The sequence below is a fragment of the Methylobrevis albus genome (assembly GCF_015904235.1).
Lineage (GTDB): Bacteria > Pseudomonadota > Alphaproteobacteria > Rhizobiales > Pleomorphomonadaceae > Methylobrevis_A > Methylobrevis_A albus.
Genome location: NZ_JADZLT010000050.1, coordinates 444431 through 463289, shown reverse-complemented (window position 1 = coordinate 463289; position 18859 = coordinate 444431). Strand labels below are relative to the sequence as shown.

Annotated in this window: 18 protein-coding genes; 7 read left to right on the top strand and 11 right to left on the bottom strand. The window is 70.9% G+C overall.

From position 1 onward, the window contains the following. Nucleotides 1–73: 73 nt before the first annotated feature. Nucleotides 74–1027, top strand: a complete 954-nt coding sequence (locus tag I5731_RS11870; RefSeq protein WP_197311589.1) for an ArgK/MeaB family GTPase — start codon at nt 74–76, stop codon at nt 1025–1027. A gap of 135 nt (nt 1028–1162) precedes the next feature. Next, complete coding sequence (locus I5731_RS11865) at nt 1163–1375, top strand: hypothetical protein (RefSeq protein WP_197311588.1); 213 nt, start codon at nt 1163–1165, stop codon at nt 1373–1375. A 15-nt stretch (nt 1376–1390) separates the two neighbouring features. On the opposite strand, the gene I5731_RS11860 is transcribed toward I5731_RS11865, so the two are convergent. Next, the gene (locus tag I5731_RS11860) at nt 1391–2614 is read right to left on the bottom strand and encodes an MFS transporter (protein ID WP_197311587.1); all 1224 of its coding nucleotides are present in this window, start codon (nt 2612–2614) and stop codon (nt 1391–1393) included. A 415-nt stretch (nt 2615–3029) separates the two neighbouring features. Here I5731_RS11860 and I5731_RS11855 point away from each other — a divergent pair, with 415 nt between their 5' ends. Together I5731_RS11855 and glf are read left to right on the top strand one after the other, a co-directional pair. Further along, nucleotides 3030–4382 (top strand): glycoside hydrolase family 1 protein, encoded by a 1353-nt coding sequence (locus I5731_RS11855; RefSeq protein ID WP_197311586.1) that lies wholly within the window; start codon nt 3030–3032, stop codon nt 4380–4382. Nucleotides 4383–4572: 190 nt separating this feature from the next. After that, on the top strand, nt 4573–6834 hold the full coding sequence (gene glf, locus I5731_RS11850) for a UDP-galactopyranose mutase (protein WP_197311585.1): 2262 nt from the start codon (nt 4573–4575) through the stop codon (nt 6832–6834). 132 nt (nt 6835–6966) lie between these two features. Here glf and I5731_RS11845 read toward each other — a convergent pair whose 3' ends face one another. The 3 genes from I5731_RS11845 to ygfZ all read right to left on the bottom strand — a co-directional run bounded on the left by I5731_RS11845 (nt 6967) and on the right by ygfZ (nt 9766). Further along, a complete protein-coding gene (locus tag I5731_RS11845) occupies nt 6967–8079 on the bottom strand; it encodes an NAD(P)/FAD-dependent oxidoreductase (RefSeq protein ID WP_197311584.1) in 1113 nt (370 codons plus the stop codon). Nucleotides 8080–8179: 100 nt separating this feature from the next. Continuing rightward, a complete protein-coding gene (locus I5731_RS11840; protein ID WP_197311583.1) occupies nt 8180–8797 on the bottom strand; it encodes an HD domain-containing protein in 618 nt (205 codons plus the stop codon). Between the two features lie 51 nt (nt 8798–8848). Next, nucleotides 8849–9766, bottom strand: coding sequence for a CAF17-like 4Fe-4S cluster assembly/insertion protein YgfZ (gene ygfZ / locus I5731_RS11835; RefSeq protein ID WP_197311582.1), 918 nt, complete (start codon nt 9764–9766; stop codon nt 8849–8851). A gap of 916 nt (nt 9767–10682) precedes the next feature. On the opposite strand from ygfZ, the gene I5731_RS11830 reads away from it, so the two are divergent. After that, nucleotides 10683–12020, top strand: coding sequence for a dihydroorotase (locus I5731_RS11830; RefSeq protein WP_197311581.1), 1338 nt, complete (start codon nt 10683–10685; stop codon nt 12018–12020). A gap of 15 nt (nt 12021–12035) precedes the next feature. Here the strand turns inward: I5731_RS11830 and I5731_RS11825 are convergent, their stop codons facing one another. The 5 genes from I5731_RS11825 to I5731_RS11805 form a co-directional block, all read right to left on the bottom strand. Continuing rightward, nucleotides 12036–12731, bottom strand: coding sequence for a hypothetical protein (locus I5731_RS11825; RefSeq protein WP_197311580.1), 696 nt, complete (start codon nt 12729–12731; stop codon nt 12036–12038). Nucleotides 12732–12880: 149 nt separating this feature from the next. Further along, a complete protein-coding gene (locus I5731_RS11820; RefSeq protein ID WP_197311579.1) occupies nt 12881–13150 on the bottom strand; it encodes a hypothetical protein in 270 nt (89 codons plus the stop codon). 186 nt (nt 13151–13336) lie between these two features. Further along, entirely contained in the window at nt 13337–13690 is a 354-nt protein-coding gene (locus I5731_RS11815; RefSeq protein WP_197311578.1) for a TIGR02301 family protein, read from the bottom strand. A 59-nt stretch (nt 13691–13749) separates the two neighbouring features. Further along, nucleotides 13750–14232 carry an NUDIX hydrolase gene (locus I5731_RS11810; protein ID WP_197311577.1) on the bottom strand — a complete coding sequence of 161 codons (483 nt, stop codon included), beginning with the start codon at nt 14230–14232 and terminating at the stop codon, nt 13750–13752. Beyond that, nucleotides 14232–14759: a hypothetical protein gene (locus I5731_RS11805; protein ID WP_197311576.1), complete on the bottom strand. Its 528-nt coding sequence runs from the start codon at nt 14757–14759 to the stop codon at nt 14232–14234. Before I5731_RS11805 ends, I5731_RS11810 begins: the two co-directional genes overlap by 1 nt. A gap of 247 nt (nt 14760–15006) precedes the next feature. Between I5731_RS11805 and I5731_RS11800 the strand changes: the two genes are divergently transcribed. Further along, entirely contained in the window at nt 15007–15741 is a 735-nt protein-coding gene (locus I5731_RS11800) for an SOS response-associated peptidase (RefSeq protein ID WP_197311575.1), read from the top strand. Nucleotides 15742–15858: 117 nt separating this feature from the next. Beyond that, nucleotides 15859–16605 (top strand): sulfotransferase-like domain-containing protein, encoded by a 747-nt coding sequence (locus I5731_RS11795; RefSeq protein WP_197311574.1) that lies wholly within the window; start codon nt 15859–15861, stop codon nt 16603–16605. Between the two features lie 801 nt (nt 16606–17406). Here I5731_RS11795 and I5731_RS11790 read toward each other — a convergent pair. Beyond that, the gene (locus I5731_RS11790) at nt 17407–17784 is read right to left on the bottom strand and encodes a VOC family protein (protein ID WP_197311573.1); all 378 of its coding nucleotides are present in this window, start codon (nt 17782–17784) and stop codon (nt 17407–17409) included. A gap of 185 nt (nt 17785–17969) precedes the next feature. Next, nucleotides 17970–18644, bottom strand: a complete 675-nt coding sequence (locus I5731_RS11785; protein ID WP_197311572.1) for an outer membrane protein — start codon at nt 18642–18644, stop codon at nt 17970–17972. Nucleotides 18645–18859 lie beyond the last annotated feature (215 nt).

Genomic DNA, 18859 nt, shown 5'->3' with positions numbered 1-18859 from the left:
CGTCGACGGCGGCGCGCGGGGGCGCTAGGCAAGGAAGACGCGCCAGAGGCGAAGCGGGATGCCGAGCGACCAGATGGACCAGACCACCGCCCCCCTCGACCTCGCCGCGATCCGCGCCGGCGGCAAGCGCACCGTCGCCCGCGCCCTCGCCGCGATCGAGACGGCGGGCGGCACGCTGAAGCACGCCGACCTGCTCGACGCCGCATTGCAAGCGACCGCCGCCAGCCCCGGCGGCCACGTGCTCGGCCTCACCGGCCCGCCCGGCGTCGGCAAGTCGACCCTCACCAACGTGCTCGTCCGCCGCATCCGCGCGGCTGGGCAGTCGCTGGCGGTGCTCGCCGTCGATCCCTCGTCGCGCATTTCCGGCGGCGCGCTGCTCGGCGACCGCACCCGCCTGAAGACCGACCCCGACGACCCCGACATCTTCGTGCGCTCGATGGCCGCGCGCGACCGCCTCGGCGGCCTCTCCGACCACGCGGTGGCGGCGACCGCGCTGCTCGCCGCCGTCTACGACCGCGTCATCGTCGAATCGGTCGGCATCGGCCAGTCGGAGGCTGATGTCGCCACGGTCGCCGATACGGTGCTGCTCTGCATCCAGCCGGGCTCGGGCGACAGCCTGCAGTTCATGAAGGCCGGCGTGATGGAGCTTCCCGACGTCGTCGCCGTCACCAAGGCCGACATGGGCGAGGCGGCCCGCCGCGCCGCCGCCGACGTCGCCGGCGCGCTGTCGCTCGGCGTGCGCGCGCCCGGCGCCTTCACGCCGCCCGTCGTGCTGGTCTCGTCCACCGCCGGCACCGGCTTCGAGGCACTCGCCGATGCGGTGGAGGCGCACCGCGCTCATGTCGCCGAGCCCGGCCGGGCGGCGGCGCTCATCCGGGGGCGTCACCGCCACTGGGTCGCCGACGCCACCCGCGTCGCCTTCGGCCGTCACGGGCTCGGCAAGATCGACGTCGACGCGGAGATCGCCGCCGCCGGCGGCCCGTTCCGCGCGATCCGCGCCATCGACCTCGCGCTGCGCGCCCGCTAGCGGGGCGGTCAGGGCGGTCCAACTCCCGAATCGGCGGGAATCTCCGGAAAAATCTTTGCGGCCGTGAAACAAAAACCGGATCGGCCCCGTTGTTTCCCCAGAGGCCGACAAGGCCAGTGAAAAACGGGGACGACCATGAATTCCGCACTTTGCCTGTCCGGCGGTCGCAAGATCTTCCTCACCGCCTTCGCCATGGCCGCGCTCGCCGTCGGCATCATCGCGGGTCTCACGCCGTCGAACGCCGATACCGACCCGGTCGCGACCAACGCCCGCGCCGAAGTCGCCACCGTCGCCCCGGCGACGACCGCCGACGGCCAGCCGATCCGCGTCATCCTCGCCCTGCGCTGAGCTGAAGGACGCCGCTCAGGCGTCCTTCGCCACCAGCGGCCGGTCGACGGACTTCTCGACGATCGGCAGGTGCACGATGCCGGCGGCCAGCGCCAGCAGCACGCCGAGGCCCCAGATCAGGTCGTAGCTTCCCGTCATGTCGAAGGCCTTGCCGCCGAGCCAGACGCCGAAGAACGCGCCGATCTGGTGCGACAGGAATACGAAGCCGAACAGCGTCGCGACATAGCGCGTGCCGAACATCACCACGACCAGCCCCTGCGTCGGCGGCACCGTCGACAGCCACAGGAATCCGGCCGCCGCTGCGAAGATCAGCACGGTGGTCGGCGTCGTCGGCGCCAGCGCGAAGCCGCCGTAGACCAGCGCGCGCCCGAAGTAGATTCCCGACAGGATCCACCGCTTCGGCCAGCGGCTCGACAACCAGCCCGCCATCAGCGAGCCGATGATGTTGAAGCCGCCGATCAACCCGATCGCCAGCGCCCCCCACACCGGGTCCAGCCCCCGATCGACGACGAACGGCGGCAGGTGCGTCGTCACGAACGCGACGTGAAAGCCGCAGACGAAGAAGCCCGCCGTCAACAGGCGGTAGCTGCGATGGCCGAAGGCCTCGCGCAGTGCCTCCATGATCGACTGGTCGCGCCGCCCGGCCACCGCCGCGTGCTCCGGCTTGCCCTTCAGCGGGATCGCCAGCAGCGGTACGAGGCAGATCGAGAAGCCGAGGATCACCAGCGCGATCTGGTAGCCGTAGGAATCGAGCAGCGAGATGCCGATCGGCGCGAACAGCAACTGTCCCAGCGACCCGGCCGCCGTGCCGAAGCCGTAGCTCATCGGCCGCAGCCGTTCGGGCAGCAGCCGGGCGAAGGCGGCGAGCACGAGGAACATCGCCGATCCGGAGATTCCCAGCCCGACCAGCACGCCGCCGGTGAACTGCAGCAGCACCGGGTCGGTCGTGTAGGCCATCAGCACGAGGCCTAGGCCGTAGAGCAGCGTGCCCGTCGCGAGCACCCGCCAGGTCCCGTAGCGGTCGGCGAGCATGCCGGCGATCGGCTGGCCGATGCCCCACGCGAGGTTCTGCAGCGCGATCGCCAGCGCGAACACCTCCCGGCTCCAGCCGTTCGCCGTCGTCATCGGCGTGAGGAAGAACCCCATCGTGGCGCGCGGCCCGAAGGTCATCACCGCGATCAGGCAGCCGCAAAAAAGCACGAGCGGGATGTTGAGCGGGCGGGCGGTGGCATTGGGCATTGGGATGGTCTCGCGCGGGCGGGGACGAGGACGATAATCCGTCGCCGTCCGCCGGCACAGCGAATGAATTTCATGGGTTCGATGCGGTTCGTGAATGGATCGGGCAGAGGAGGCCTTTGCCTGCCACTTCGACCGGACCCGGCACGCCGGTTGCCGGGGCGTATCGGACCGCGGGGCTTGGCTGGACGGTGGACCGTCCGGGTCGTCCATCATCCGCCCGAAAATGCCTTGGCGTCCCGAGGCAACCTTCGTCGGCCGCCCGCGTTACCTCCGCAACGCGCCATGACGGTGCCTGACCTGCGAGGCATCGGATCATGTCAGCCGTTTCTTCAGCCGCTTGCGCCGCCGCCTGCCATGCTTGGCCGCCAGGGTCGACCGGATGTGTGCCGCCCGCCCGTGGCGAGCAGGCCACTCGATGACCAAGGTCAGCGCCGGTCCGATGCCACCGCTCGCGCTTTGGGGCGGGGTCGAGGCCACCGTCAACCGGATCGGCGGGCTCTGGCTCGACCAGCTCCGCGAGAGCGGGCATCACGACCGCCCGGATGACCTCGATCAGTTCGCCGACCATGGCATATCCGCGCTGCGCCAGCCGATCCTGTGGGAACGGACCGAGCACGCCTGCGGCGTGCTCGACTGGTCCTGGCCGGACCTCTGGATGGCGCGGATGGCGCAGCGCGGCCTGCGCCCGATCGTCGGCCTTCTCCACCACGGCTCGGGACCGGCGTGGACGGGGCTCGCCGAGGCCGACTTCGCCCCTGGCCTCGCCGCCTATGCCGAGGCGGTCGCCCGGCGTTATCCGTGGGTGGAGGACTGGACGCCGGTCAATGAGCCGCTCACCACGGCGCGGTTTTCCGGGCTCTACGGCCACTGGTATCCGCACCACCGCGATGAGACCGCATTCTGGACCCTGCTGCTCAACCAGGTCGACGCGACGCGGCTGTCGATGCGGGCGATCCGGCGGATCATTCCGCACGCGCGCCTCGTGCAGACCGAAGACTTCGGGCAGACCTACGCGACCCCGTCGTGCCAGCCGCAGGCCGACCACGACAACATCCGCCGTTTCGCCAGCTGGGACTTGCTCTGCGGCATGGTGGTCCGCGGCCACCCCCTGCACCGGCACCTTTGCGACATGGGCTTTCATCGCCGCCTCGAGGCGATTGCCGCCGATCCCTGTCCGCCCGACGTCATCGGCCTCAACCACTACGTCACCTCGGACCGCTTCCTCGACCACCGGCTCGCGCGCTATCCGGCACACATGCACGGCGGCAACGGACGGATCGCCTATGCCGACGTCGAGGCGGTCCGGGTGATCGACGGGGAGGACACCTGGGCCCGCCACCTCGACACGCTGTGGTCCCGCTACCGCCGGCCGATCGCCATCACCGAATGCCATCTCGGCTGCGACTGCCCGGACGAACAGGTCCGCTGGTTCGCGGAGTGCTGGTCGGAGGCGCTGGCCGCGCGGCAGCGCGGTGTCGAGGTGCTTGCCGTCACGGCGTGGGCCCTCGTCGGCAGCACGGGATGGAACGCGCTGCTGACCGCCCCGGGCGGCCTGCGCGAGCGCGGCGCCTTCGAGCCGACCGCGGGCGGGCTGGAACCGATGCCGCTCGCCGGGCTGCTGCGGGCGGTGGCGTCGGGGGCCTATCCCGCCGCCGCGGCGATTCCCGGCTGGTGGCGAAGGCCGGAGCGCTTCCTCTTTGGCGCCGCAGACCACGGCTCGCCGGTCGAAGCGCGCGCCCAGAACCGGGCTGCGCTGGTCGCCCATTGATCTATTTGCCGACGTGGAACGCAAGTCCTCCCACCCGCGTTGTCTTTCCGACACGATGAGAGGACCTCAAATGACGACTCCCGTTATCGCTGATACGTCCCCCGCTGCGGGCGATGATATGATTTTCGACGGGGTCGTATGCTTTTCACATCTTCGCTGGGACTTTGTTTTCCAGCGACCGCAGCATCTGATGACCTTGTTCGCGCAGGAGATGCCGGTAATTTACGTCGAGGAGCCCGGCGAGGCCCCCGGCGAGAGCGCCCTGTCGCGGCGCACCTGTCCGGACAGCGGCGTGCGGATCGTGACCCCCTTGCTGCCGGCGGGCCTCGACGGCGCGGCGCGGTACGCGGCGCTGCGGGCCCTCGTCGACGACATCCTCGTCCAGTCGGAGCTGAAGCGGCCGGTGCTCTGGCACTACAGCCCGATGTTCCGGCCGGCGACCCGCGGGCGGAAATGCGCCGCCGTCGTCTACGACTGCATGGACGAGCTCGCGAACTTCCGCTTCGCGCCGCCCGAGCTGCGCATCTACGAGCATGAACTGATCGCCGCGGCCGATGTGATGTTCACCGGCGGGCACAGCCTGTTCGAGGCCAAGCGCAAGTTCCACGCGGCGATCCATGCATTTCCCTCGGCGGTCGACCATGCGCATTTCCAGGTCGCCCGATCGCTGGACGGAGACCGGTCGACGGGAAAACCCCGCCTCGGCTTCTACGGCGTGATCGACGAACGGCTCGACCTCGCCCTGCTCGACACCCTGGCCCGTGACCGCCCCGACTGGGACATCGAGATCGTGGGACCGATCGCCAAGGTTTCGCCCGACGACCTGCCCCGCCGGCCCAACCTCAGCTACCCCGGCCGGCAGGCCTACGAGGATCTGCCGAAGTGGCTGGCGCGCTGGGACGTCGCGCTGATGCCGTTCGCCCTCAACGAGTCGACCCGTTTCATCAGCCCGACCAAGACGCCGGAGTATCTGAGCGGCGGCTGCCCCGTCGTGTCGACGGCGATCACCGACGTGGTGCGGACCTACGGCGACCTCGAAGGCGTCCGGATCGCGTCCGCGGAGACGTTCGCGGACGCCTGCGACGCGGCGCTGGCCCTGAAGCGCGGGCCGTCGCACGCCTGGCGCGACGCGGCCGACGCGCTGATCGCCGCGTCCTCGTGGCGCGAGACGCAGCGCGCGATGCGGGCCCTGATCTCTCGGGCCGCCCTGGACAAGCTGGAAGCGGCCCGTCCACGTCCGACCCGCAGCCGGTCGGCGTCCCCGCGCTGGGATGCCGTCGTCGTCGGCGCAGGCTTTGCCGGGGCCGTCATGGCCGAGCGCATGGCGTCGGACGGTGGCAAGCGCGTGCTTGTGCTCGACCGCCGCCCGCATGTCGCCGGCAACGCCCACGATCGCTACGACGCCGCCGGCATCCTCGTGCACGACTACGGGCCGCACATCTTCCACACCAACTCCGACGACGTGTTCGCCTATCTGTCGCGGTTCACCGAATGGCGCCCCTACGAGCACCGCGTCCTCGCCGAAGTGAACGGCATGCTCGTCCCGATCCCGATCAACCGCACGACGCTCAACCGGCTCTATGGTCTCGACCTCAAGACGAACGAGGAGGCGGCGGCGTTTCTCGCGACCCGCGCCGAGCCGGTCGCGCGGGTGCAGACCTCGGAGGACGTCGTGGTCTCGGCGGTCGGCCGCGAGCTCTACGAACTGTTCTTCCGCGGCTATACGCGCAAGCAATGGGGCCTCGACCCCTCCGAACTCGACCGCTCCGTCACGGCGCGGGTGCCGACCCGCACCAGTGACGACGACCGCTACTTCACCGACACGTTCCAGGCCATGCCGGCCGAGGGCTACACCCGCATGTTCGAGCGCATGCTGGACCATCCGGGCATCGAGGTCCGGACCGGGACCGACTTCAAGGACGTGCAGCACAGTCTGCTGTGGGACCACCTCGTCTACACCGGCCCGATCGACGAGTATTTCGGCCGCCGACATGGCCGGCTGCCCTATCGCTCGCTGGTCTTCCGTCATGAGACGCTGGATCAGGAGCGGGCGCTGCCGACCGGAACCGTCAATCATCCGGACGAGGCGACGCCCTACACGCGGGTGTCCGAATTCAAGTATCTGACCGGACAGTCCCACCCGCAGACCAGTGTCGTCTTCGAATATCCTTCGGCCGACGGCGACCCCTACTATCCGATCCCGCGGCCCGAGAACCGCGCGCTGCTCGATCGCTATCTCGCGCTGGCCGCAGAGACACCCGACGTCAGTTTCGTCGGTCGTCTCGCCAGCTATCGCTACTACAACATGGATCAGGTGGTCGGTCAGGCCCTCGCGACTTGGCGCCGGCTCAAGGACGTGGCACCGGCGGTGTCGAGACGGCCCGAACGGACGCGCGTGGCTGCCGCGGCCTCCGGCACGTCTCTGTCGGGCGTCGCCGCCGCCTCCTCCTGACGGCGGTCGGCGGGCGGGCCTCGGAGGATCCGGCTCGGGCGGTGGTCGAGAGGCTGCGGCGCGCAAGCGAAGGTCTGGAGCGGAGATTGGCTGGCGCCCGTCATCCGCGACATTCCGCGCCGGCCCGCCGCCTCACCCCTCCCGCCCGGCCAGCAACGCCTCCGTCGCCGCCGCCGTCCGCTCGCCGGCGATGCAGGCGGCGACGTCTGCGCCAGTGAGCGCGCCGAACTTGAAGCCGTGGCCGGAGCAGGCGCTGACGAAGCAGACGTCGCCGATCCGGCGGAAGACGAAGCGCTCCTCCGGCGCCAGCGTCCAGAAGTTGGCGTGGCCGGTGACGAGGCGGTAGTCGTCGAAATCCTTCACGAGAGGGCGGTAGGCCGCCCAGATCTCGGCGATGTTCTCGTCGCTCCAGCGCCGCGTCATCTCCGGGTCGCCGTCCGGATCGCAGCCGCCGAGGCCGAACTTGATCGGCAGGCCGGCGACCGCCGGAATGCCCCAGACCTCGAGGTCCGGATCGCCGAAGTCGCTCCACGCCGGCGTCGTCGCCCAGGCGTCCGCCAGCCGCGCTGGTGGCTCGGCATAGAGCAGCACCGAGCGCGTCGGCACCAGTTTCGTGTCGACATGCCCCTCGAACAGCGCCGGCGCCCCGACGCCGGGGGCAACCACGACGACATCGGCGCCGAGGCGCCGGCCGTCGGCCGTGGTGACGAGCCGGCGCTCCGGGTCGACCGCCGTCACCGGCGTGTGCCCGATGAAGCTGGCACCCGCCTGGCGCAGCAGCCGCACATAGGCGCCGAGGATGCGCCCGGCGAGCAGCGCGCCGCCGCTTTCCGTGTGCAGCACGTAGTCGGTGGCGCCGAACTCGAACACCGGAAACGCCCGGGCCGCCTCGTCCGGCGTCAGCCTCGTATAGTCCTCGCCGACCGCATCGAGAATATCACGCGCCCGCTCGGTCCAGTCGCCCGGCCGGCGCGAGGCGGCGATCACGCCGGTCTCGACGTAGAGTGTCTCGCCGCAGGCGCGCCACAGCCGGTCCCACGCGGCATAGGCGTCGCGGATGCGGCGGGTGTAGACCGGTTCGCCGGGATAGAACGAGCGGATCAGGCGGTGATGATCATAGGACGAGGCGACCGGGTTCGGCACCGGGCCGCTGTCGACGAGCGTCACGTCGAAGCCGCGACCGGTGAGCTCCCAGGCGGTGGCGAGGCCGACGACACCGGCGCCGACGATCAGGGCTGAGGGCATGATGGGTCCGGAGGCTGCGGGGGAGGGGGCCGAGTCGGCATTTGCCCGCCGAGCATAGGGCCCCGGCCGGCGGATCGCCAAGCCGGAGGCGAGCGCGGCCTCAGCCGGCGCGCTCGGCCTCGATCTTGCGGAAGTGCTCCAGGAACGTCGCCTGTGCGGCCACTGCCGGCAGCGGGTTGATGCCCATGCGCGGTCCGTCCGGCGTCGGCTCGCCGAAGCGCGGTTCGCCGAAGAAGCGCCGCGCCTCGGCCGGATCGAAGCCGGCGAGTTCCACCGCCTCGAAATAGGCGGCGATGCCGTCGGCCTTCTTGATCAGCCGGTACAGCGCGTCGGGCACCGTGGCCGGCAGGCCGAAGCGCAGGTGGATCGCGATCTGCAACCGCCGCTCGACCAGCTTGTAGTCGCCGCCCATCACCGCCTTGAACGGCGAGATCATGTCGCCGATCACATATTCCGGGGCGTCGTGCAGCAGCACGCAGAGCCGCTCCGCCGGCGTGAGCGCCGGCGCCAGCCACGTCGCGAACATCTCGACGAGCAGCGAATGCTGCGCGACGGAAAAGCCGTGGTCGCCCACGGTCTGGCCGTTCCAGCGCGCAACGCGGGCGAGCCCGTGCGCGATGTCCTCGATCTCGACGTCGAGCGGCGAGGGGTCGAGCAGGTCGAGCCGCCGCCCGGACAGCATGCGCTGCCAGGCACGATGCGCGCCGCGCCCCGCCATCAGACCGTCCCCCCGCTCATGGCCCGACCCCCGCTCATGCCGTGCCCTCGCTCACGCCTCACCCGCTGCCTCCGGCGCCGCCCCGCCTGCGAGCTCGGCCGCGCCCTCGGCGGCCCCCGTCGGCTCCGGCCAGCCATAGCCGGCCCAGCCGGGCAGGGCGAGGGTGACGGGGGTCTCCCCGGCGAGGATCGTCTCGCCGCCGCCGAGCGCCGCCGACGCGCGGTCGAGCCGCAGGATCGCGACCCCGTCGCCGCCCGCGGCCGAGCCCAGCGTGCCGAGCCCGCGTCCGCCGGCCGTGATCGGCGCGCCCGGCGCCGGCAGCTCGCCCGCCGCGGCGCTGATCCGCACCGGCCGCTTGCGCGCGGTGCCGCGGTGCTGCATCCGGCTCACCACCTCCTGCCCGACGTAGCAGCCCTTGGCAAAATCGACCCCGGCGAGCTGGTCCATCGCGGTCTCGTGCGGGAAGGCGTCACCATAGACGAAATCCCGCCCGCCCTCGGGCACGCCGAGCCGGATGCGCAACGCCTCGAAGGCCGCCAGCGCCGCGCCGTCCCCCGCCGGGGCGTCCCCCGCCGGATAGCGCCGCCGCCCGAGCCCGGCATGGCGCGGATCGGCGACACCGTCGCCCGCTACCGGCGTGCCGTCCGCGTCGAAAGCGATCTCGACATGACGGCTCGTCGACACATCGGCGATCGTCACCTTGGCGCGCAGCTTGTAGAGCGCGAGGCGCTTCAGCATGTCCGCCCTGGTTGCGGCAGGCAGGTCGAGCAGAAACCCGTCCGCCTCGGCCACCACGACAAAATCCGCGATGATCTTACCCTGCGGCGTCAGCAGCGCGCCAAAGCCGGCGCCGCCGCGCACCACATCGTCGATGTCGACCGTCACCAGATTGTCGAGAAAGCCACCGGCATCCGGACCCGTCACGGCGACGAGGGCCCGGTCGTCGGGATAGGCGAGGAGAAGCGCCATCGGCTGGACCGTTCCGCTGCAGTTGCGAAGCGCGATAGGTAGACCTGCGGACGGGGAGGGGCAAGGCGGGAGGGCTTTTTGGGGGGGCGGGGAGTTGGGGGGCGACGTCGCCGTGTGGGTTCACCGCTGTCCTCGCGACATCCACCACCCTCTCCGTCGTCATCGCCGGGCTTGACCCGGCGACCCACTCGCCGCGCGCCAAAGTGAGGGCATTCACTGGAAAACGCGGGTCATCCCGCACGACAGGTCCCCGCAGCCAAGGCTATTGGGTTGCCGGGTCGAGCCCGGTAATGACTGGGGATGGGTGGTGCGCGGCGAACTGGTGCGGCAGCCCGCGCGGGCCCTGCTCGACCCGGCTCCGCCAGGCAGCTCACCCCCTCGGTCGTCATCACCGGGCCTGACCCGGCGACCCACTCGCCGCGCGCCAAGTGAGGGCATTCACTGGAAAACGCCGGTCATCTCGCACGACAGGTCCCTGCAGCCAAGGCCATTGGGTTGCCGGGTCGAGCCCGGCAATGACTGGGGATGGGTGGTGCGCGGCGAACTGGTGCGGCAGCCCGCGCGGGCCCTGCTCGACCCGGCTTCGCCAGCCAGATCACCCCCTCGGTCGTCATCGCCGGGCTTGACCCGGCGACCCACTCGCCGCGCGCCAAGTGTGGGCCTTCACTGGAAAACGCCGGTCATCCCGCACGACAGGTCCCTGCAGCCAAGGCCATTGGGTTGCCGGGTCGAGCCCGGCAATGACGACGGAAAGATCATTGGACGGAGTCGGTCCCGTGTCGTCTCCGTCCCGCTCAAGCTGCCGCATCCGCCTCGACCGCGGTCAACGATAGCCTCTCACCGATCACCCCCGGTTCCCCACCGCGCCCTGCCGTCGTATAGGCAAGGGGTCATCCCGAACCGATGGACCCGCCCGATGCCCGAGACCTTCGACCTGCTCATTCGCAACGCCACCGTCGTCAACCAGGACGGCGCGGCGGTGCGTGACGTTGCGGTCAGGGACGGCAAGATCGCCGGCATCGGCAGCTTCGATCCCGCGTCAGCGGGCGAGACGATCGACGCCACCGGGCTGCACGTGCTGCCGGGCGTCATCGACACCCAGGTGCATTTCCGCGAGCCGGGCGCCACCCACAAGGAAGACCTCGAATCGGGGTCGCGCGCCGCGGTGATGGGCGGCGTCACCGCCGTGTTCGAGATGCCGAACACCTCGCCGCTCACCACCACGGCCGAGACGCTGGCGGCGAAGGTCGCCGCAGGCACCGACCGCATGCACTGCGACTTCGCCTTCTGGGTCGGCGGCACCCGCGGCAACGTCGCCGATATCCCCGAGCTCGAGCGCCTGCCGGGGGCGGCCGGCATCAAGGTGTTCATGGGCTCGTCCACCGGCGACCTGCTGGTCGAGGACGACGACGGCGTCGCGGCGATCCTGTCGGCGACCCGCCGCCGCGCCGCGTTCCATTCGGAAGACGAGTTCCGCCTGCGCGCACGCAAGGGCGAGCAGGTCGTCGGCGATCCCGCGTCGCACCCGGTCTGGCGCGACGCCGAGGCGGCGCTGCTGTGCACCCAGCGCCTCGTGCGCATCGCCCGCGCCACCGGCGCCCGCATCCACGTGCTGCACATCTCGACCGCCGACGAGATCGAATTTCTCAAAGCCCACAAGGACGTCGCCTCCTGCGAGGTGACGCCGCACCACCTGACGCTCACCGACGAGGCCTACCACCGCCTCGGCACGCTGGTGCAGATGAACCCGCCGGTGCGCTCCGCCGCCCACCGCGACGGCATCTGGGCCGGCGTCGCGCAGGGCATCGCCGATATCCTCGGCTCCGACCACGCGCCGCATACGCTGGAGGAAAAGGCGAAGCCCTATCCGGCCAGCCCCTCGGGCATGACCGGCGTGCAGACGCTGGTGCCGGTGATGCTCGATCACGTCGCCGCCGGCCGGCTCAGCCTCGCCCGCTTCGTCGACATGACCAGCGCCGGCCCGGCGCGGCTGTTCGGCATCGCCGGCAAGGGCCGCATCGCCGCCGGCTACGACGCCGACTTCACGGTGGTGGACCTGAAACGCCGCGAGACGATCACCAACGGCTGGATCGCCTCGAAGGCCGGCTGGACGCCCTACGACGGCGTCGCCGTCACCGGCTGGCCGGTCGGCACCATCGTGCGCGGGCGCAAGGTGATGTGGGAGGGCGAGCTCGTCGGCCCGTCGTCCGGCCGCCCGGTGCTGTTCGGCGAGGCCTTGCCCCGCCGGGCGTGACCCGGCGGCGGAACCTCACTCCGACATCGAAAACCGCTTCCAGCGGCCGTCGGCGGCGATCTCGACCCGGTAGAAGCTGTAGACGCCGGTCGCCTCGATCTCGGCGAAGTCGCCGGCGGTCATCACCTGGAACACCTCGACCAGCTGCGGCGGCGTCAGCTTGTCGGCCGGGTAATGCGCGAAATAGGGCCAGATGTAGGTCTCGTTCGGCGTGCCCTCGTCGATCTTCACCCAGCCGCTCTCGAGGATGTCGAGCAGGATGGCGAGGATCTCGCGGCCCTCGACGTCACCGGACTCCGCCTTCAGCGTGTCGATGACGTCCTCGGCTTCCTGGTCGGCGAACACCGGATGCTCGGGCTGGCGTTCGATGATCGGACGCAGCTGTTCCGGATCGCCGCTCTTTGCCGCCGCGATCAACTCGGCGCGCAGGCTGGCGATCGCCGGCGGCAGCTCGGCATCGCCGTAATACACCGTCGGCGGCGGCACGTCGGGCGCGTCGTCGCCGGCCTCGTCGGCCGGCGGCTCCTGGCTCGGGCGCGTCACGCCGGGGGGAAGCTGGAAGGGCGCCGGCCCCTCCGCGTCGCCGGCGCCGACATCGAGGCCGGGGCCGATGATGCGCTGGGTCGGCACCTCGGTCGCGGCGCGGGCGAGCGGCGCGGCACTGATGAGGCAGAGGGCCGTCGAGATCACGGCTAGGGCGAAACGCGTCATCGCTGGCTCCGGGCGATCTCCGGCCGGTCGCGCCGGCACCGTTCGCGCATGACCCCCCATAAAGCGGTTCGGCGGCGATTCGACAACCGGCCACGACGCAACGCTGGGCCGCGATGGCACAGGTCGGCTCGATCCGCCGTGCCGGCGGCCTATTGCAGCGTGCGGTCGAGCGTATAGTCGCCGGACGAGATCTTCTCGGGAATTTTCGCCATCATCGTCGCGACGGCGTTCTCGCCGAAGCAGTCGACCAGCGTGGTCAGGGCCGTGAACAAGGCGACATGCGCGAAGGCATCCGCCGGCACGCCGTCCGAATCCGCGTCGTCGAACGCGCGCTCGAGGTGCCCCATGGCACAGCGCTTGACGCGGTCGTGTTCGGTCTCGGCCGCTTCGGCATCACGCGGCTCGTTCAGCATGCCCATCGACGATTCACCCCGGCTTGACGGCCTCGGCCGTTCCATTCCGGCAAGCCTAGCAGGCGCATGCCGCGCCGCAACCCGCATCGTTAATCGTCGTTAACGCGGAAAAGTTAAAGGGCGTTAACCGCGGCTTCGCCGGTTTCCCGCCTGTGGATAAGGTTCGGTGGCCCGGCACGGCGCCGGCCCGCGTCACTCGTGCGCGAGCCGCCCCGTCACCCGGCCACCCTCGTCGAGCAGCCGGTCGATCGCGGCGCGGGCGCGGTCGGAGCAGCCGAGATAGAGCGCCGCATAGGTGCGGTTGGCGCGGTTGAACACGTCGACATAGCGCCGCCGCGTCTCCGGCTGCGGCGTTTCCGCGTCGATCAGCGCCTGCATCTTCGCCCGCCACACCGCCCCGTCGCCGCCGCCGCACAGCCCGTCGAGATGGGTCAGCGCACCGAGCACCTCGGCAAGGCGCAGCACGTCGCCGGTGAACTCGGTCTCCTCGGCATGGGCCGGCGCGGCGCCGACGATCAGCCCGGCGGCGATCGCCAGGGCCGCCATGCGGCGGCGCGTCCCGCGCCATGGCCCTTCCGGTCTCACGTTGTCCCGCCGCTTCGCCGTCATTCGCCGTCCAGCGCTCCGCCGCCCGCCGCCATACTCGTCTCGAGGCGCGCCCGGGTCTTCGCGACAAAAATTCCAAGCTCGGGTGTCGTTTCCAAGGCGGCGATGTCCGCGGGCGCGAACCAGCCCACCGCGGCCGCGTCGTCGCCGGCAACCGCGACCGTGTCGTCGGACGGCACCGCGGCATACACCAGCAGCACATGGTGGGAGAGCAAGGTGCCGCCCGTGCCGCGGCGGATGAGTTCGTTGACGAACGGCGCGCCGACGGGAAGGACGGGGAGCCCTGTCTCCTCCGCCACTTCGCGGCGCACGGCGTCGTGCAGGCTCTCGCCGGGTTCGAGATGGCCGCCCGGCAGGCTCCATGCCCCCTGCCACGGCGCCTTGCCGCGCCGGACCAGCAGGATCCGCCCGTCCCGCCACACGCCGGCGCTGACGCCGAGCCGGGGCAGGACGGCCGGCACCGCGGGCGATGGCGCGGCCATCAGCCGAACAGCGCGTCGACGGCCGACTGGGCGTGGTTGGCGTCGCTGCGCTCGGGCGCGCGCACCGGCCCGCCGTTGATCAGCCCGCTCGCATGCTCGAGCAGCGGCTTCACCTCGTGATCGGCGATCGCCGCGATCGTCGCGAAGGTCTGTTCGTCGGCTTCCGGCACGAAGGCGAGAATCGTCTGCACCGCCGCGATCGCCGCGTCGATCGCCGCCACCGTCGCCTCGAAGGCGTGGCGCCGCGCCGGATCGACGGTGGAATAGGCGGCGATGGCGAGGTCGCGCTCCTTGAACCAGGAAGCGGCGAAATGCTCGACGTAGCTGCGCGGCCGCCAGCTCGCGATGTCCGCCGCGCAGTCCGGCATCATCGGCAGCATGTCGATCAGCATGACGACTTCGTTGAAATGGTTGAGGTAGTCGGTGGCGAGTCGGGTTTCCGGGTGAATGTTCGCCGCGGACAGCCGGTCGGACGTGAAGTCCGCGGCCGGGTTGGCGACTGCCTCGATCTCCGCCGACAGCATCACTCGCAGCCCACTCCCCAAGCGGCCGATCCCGCGTCGGCGCCGGCACCCCCCGTGCCGGATCTGCCCGCAGTCGCCTCGGCCGGTGGTGCCGGCCGCGCGCAGTCGTTCGGCCGGTCCCGCCTCGGGCCGCCCTTTGTCCAGATTAGGGCCGACGAGGTTGCCAAAGTGCTTACGATCGCGGACCTTGAGGCCCGTCGGAGTGGGTTTTCCGCGCTTCTGGCGTCGGTAGGAATACGGAGAACGCGTCATGTGCGGCCGGTTGCTGCTCGCTCACCCCCCGGCGGAGATCCGGGCGCTGTTCGGCTACGAGGACCAGCCGAACCTGCCGCCGCGCTACAACATCGCCCCGACGCAGCCGCTCGGCATCGTCCACCGCGACGGCGAGCGCCGCCGCTTCCTGCTGGTGCGCTGGAGCTTCATTCCGTCCTGGACCAAGGATCCGGGCGCCCAGCCGCTGCTGATCAACGCCCGCGCCGAAACCGCCGCCGACAAGGCGACCTTCCGCGCCGCGATGCGCCACCGGCGCGGCCTCGTGCCGGCGAGCGGTTTTTATGAATGGCTGCGCGTCGGCAAGGAAAAGCGGCCGTTCCTGTTCCGCCGCCGCGACGGCGCGCCCTTCGCTCTCGGGGCGCTCTACGAGACCTATCTCGACCCGAACGGCAGCGAGATCGACACCGCGGCGATCCTCACCACCTCGGCCAACGCGCTGATGGCGCGCATCCACGACCGCATGCCGGTGATCATCCCGCCGGAGCGATTCGGCGACTGGCTCGACACGGTGGCGAACCAGCCGAAGGACATCGCCGACCTGCTCGGCCCGGCGCCGGACGACCTGCTCGAGGCGGTGCCGGTCTCGATGCGGGTCAACGGCGTGCGCGACGACGACGCCGGCCTGATCGAACCGATCTCCGAGCCGCTCACCGCGGCGGATGACGCCCCCGGCGCCCCGCCGCCGCCCCCGGCGCAGGGCAGCCTGTTCTGACGACCGCGACATTCGGTGGGCCGGCCGGGCCGCCGCTCCGGACGGCGTTGCGCCCCTTGACGGCGCCGGTCGGCTCGGTGCTCATGCCGCCGTCCGCCAGCATCCGGGGAGAGCGACTTGACCGCCCAGCAGCCTGAGCCCGTCCGTATCGCCATGTGGTCCGGCCCGCGCAACATCTCCACCGCGATGATGCGCTCGTTCGGCTCGCGCGGCGACTGCGTCGTCGTCGACGAGCCGTTCTACGCGGCCTACCTCGCCGCGACGGGCCTCGCGCATCCGATGCGCGACGAGGTGCTGGCGAGCCAGCCCAACGACCCGGCGGAGGCCGCCGCCGGCCTGTTCGCGAGCCTGCCGGCCGGAAAGTCGGTGTTCTACCAGAAGCACATGACGCACCACATGCTGCCGGGCTTCGACCTCGCCTGGATCGGCCAGGTCGCGAACGCCTTCCTGCTCCGCCGTCCGGAAGACGTGCTCGCCTCCTATGTGGTGAAGCGCGAGAGCGTCGAACTCGCCGATATCGGCTTCGTGCAGCAGGCCGAGATCTTCGCCCGCGTCGCCGACGCCACCGGCAAGGCGCCGCCCGTCGTCGAGGGCAACGACGTGCTCGCCGATCCCGCCGGCACGCTGCAGCGGCTCTGCACCGCGCTCGGCATTCCGTTCGATCCGGCGATGCTTGCCTGGGCGCCCGGCCGGCGCGACAGCGACGGCGTCTGGGCGCCGCACTGGTACCACGCCGTCGAGGCCTCCACCGGCTTCGGCCCGCCGCGCGCCGGCCTCCCCGCCGCGGACCTCCCCGACCACCTCCGCAGGATCGCCGACGCCGCCCGCCCGGCCTACGAGACGCTGGCGGCGCACCGGATCTGAGGGGGAGGGCAAAGGCGAGATACTCAGGGGGCGGACATCGTGACCGAGGCCTTCGGCCCATCGCGCTTGCCGATCGAGGTCCCGCCGCCGCCCCGGCTTTTCCCTCGCCCTTCGAGACAGGCGCTGCGCGCCTTCCTCAGGATGAGGGCAAAGGACAACGATCTGCAATCGATCGACAATTCCTCAAAGGCCTCATCCTGAGGAGGCCCGCAGGGCCGTCTCGAAGGACGAGGCCGGGTGCACCGGGCCCATCCGCCCGCGCCGGCCCGCTCCGCCCGCGCCGGCCCCCTCCGCCCGCGCCGGCCCCCTCCGCCCGCGCTGGCCCATCCGCCCGCGCCGGCCCGCTCCGCCCGCGCCGGCCCCTCCACGGCCCTCTGCCTCTCCATCGTCATCGCCGGGCTCGACCCGGCGACCCACTCGCCGCGCCGCACCCGACGCCGCAGGTCGAAAAAGTAAATAACTTCAGCGGGTACTCTATCGCGCAAGGCAAGGCGAGTGGGTTGCCGGGTCAAGCCCGGCAATGACGATCGAGGGGATTTTGGTCGGGACCTGATCGGCATCGTCGATGACCTCGGTCGCCGCGAGCGAGGCGGAGCCACCGCCACCGCGCAAGGCAAGGCGAGGGAGTTGCCGGGTCAAGCCCGGCAATGACGATCGAGGGGATTTTGGTCGGGACCTGATCGGCATGGTGAATGCCCCCCGGTCGCCGCGGGCGAGGCGGAGCCTCTGCTGCGGCGCAGGCGGTCAGTACACGCTCGCCCTGCCGCAACTGCGGCACGCGTGGCCGGACGCCCGCTCCCCCTACTCCGCCACCGACTGCATCCACCCCATCACCTCGCCGCCCGGCGCGCAGACGATGGCGATGCGGCCGACGCCGGGGACGTCGAAGGGCGGGCGCATCAGCGAGCCGCCGGCGGCGAGGGCGCGGTCGACGCGGGCGTCGACGTTGTCGGCCTCGATGTAGGTCAGCCAGTGGGACGGCACGCCCTCGAAGTCCGGCTCGGTCAGGGGGAAGAGGCCGCCGACGCGGTTGCCGTCGCTGAAGATCAGCCAGTAGGTGCCGCCGGGCATCGGCATCGCCTCGAAGGTCCAGCCGAGCGCCTCGCCGTAGAAGCGCATCGCGCCGTCCGGATCCCAGCTGTTGAGTTCGTTCCAGGTGATCGTGCCGTGCGCGGTCATGGAAACCTCCCTGTCTCACCGAAGATGCGGCGAGCCTAGCACAGCCGGCGCGGCGGGCGAGTGGCGAGGGCCGCCATGCCCGCGTCCGGGGGCGGCCGGACAAAGAAAAAGCGGCCCGGCGGGAGGACGCCGGGCCGCTCGAGGGGCCGCGCTCGCGGTGACGCGGCGGGAGGATCAGGGACGGATCAGAACTTGTAGCCGACACCGACCTTCACGGCGTGGCCGTCGAGGTCCAGCTTCTGGCTCTGGGCGCCGCTGACGTAGGTCTTCGCGTTGGTGTCGGTGTAGTTGTACTCGGCGCGCGCCGTGATGTTCTCGGTCAGCGCCGCCTCGACGCCGGCACCGATCACGCCACCGACGTGGGTGTTGCTGTCCTTGCCGCCGTTGAACTTGGCATCGGCGTCGACCACGGTCACGCCGGCCTTGCCGTAGACCATGTAGTTGTCGAAGGCGTAGCCGACGCGGCCGCTGACGGTGCCGCCGACGTTCTGCTGCACGGTCGTCGGGACGCCGTTGATCGTGTACTTCGAGTCCTCGGTGGTCGAGACCTCGACTTCGCCGCCGACCACGACGTTCGGGGTGACCATGGCGTTGTAGCCGCCGTAGACGCCGCCGGTGAAGCCGTCGTTCTCGATGAACTTCTTGCCGCCGAGGTTGTCGCGCGACGTGCCGTCGCCGAACGTGTAGCCGACCTGGCCGCCGACGTAGGCGCCGTTCCAGTCGTAGACGTCCGACGGCGCGTCATAGTTGCCGGCCATCGGCGCGGCCGGAATCGGCTCCAGCACGTCGGCGGCGAATGCGGCGGTGGAAGCAAGCGCCAGTGCAGCAGCACCAGCGAGGGTGGAGACCTGACGGAACATACGCAACTCCTCGTTACCAAACCCCCGCCGCGGCGGGGTACGCCTTGGGCGCTCGCGATGGCGGGCGCTTGAACTTTTTCGAATGGAGGGCGCCTTGATGGGGGGGCGAGGCGCCTCCGCTCCGGTCTCCTTTGTGGCGGTGCAATGTGGCGCCGCGCCTGCGCGATTGAGTCTAATTTTAGGCAATTCGGCGGTGTTTGAACGACCGCGGTAAC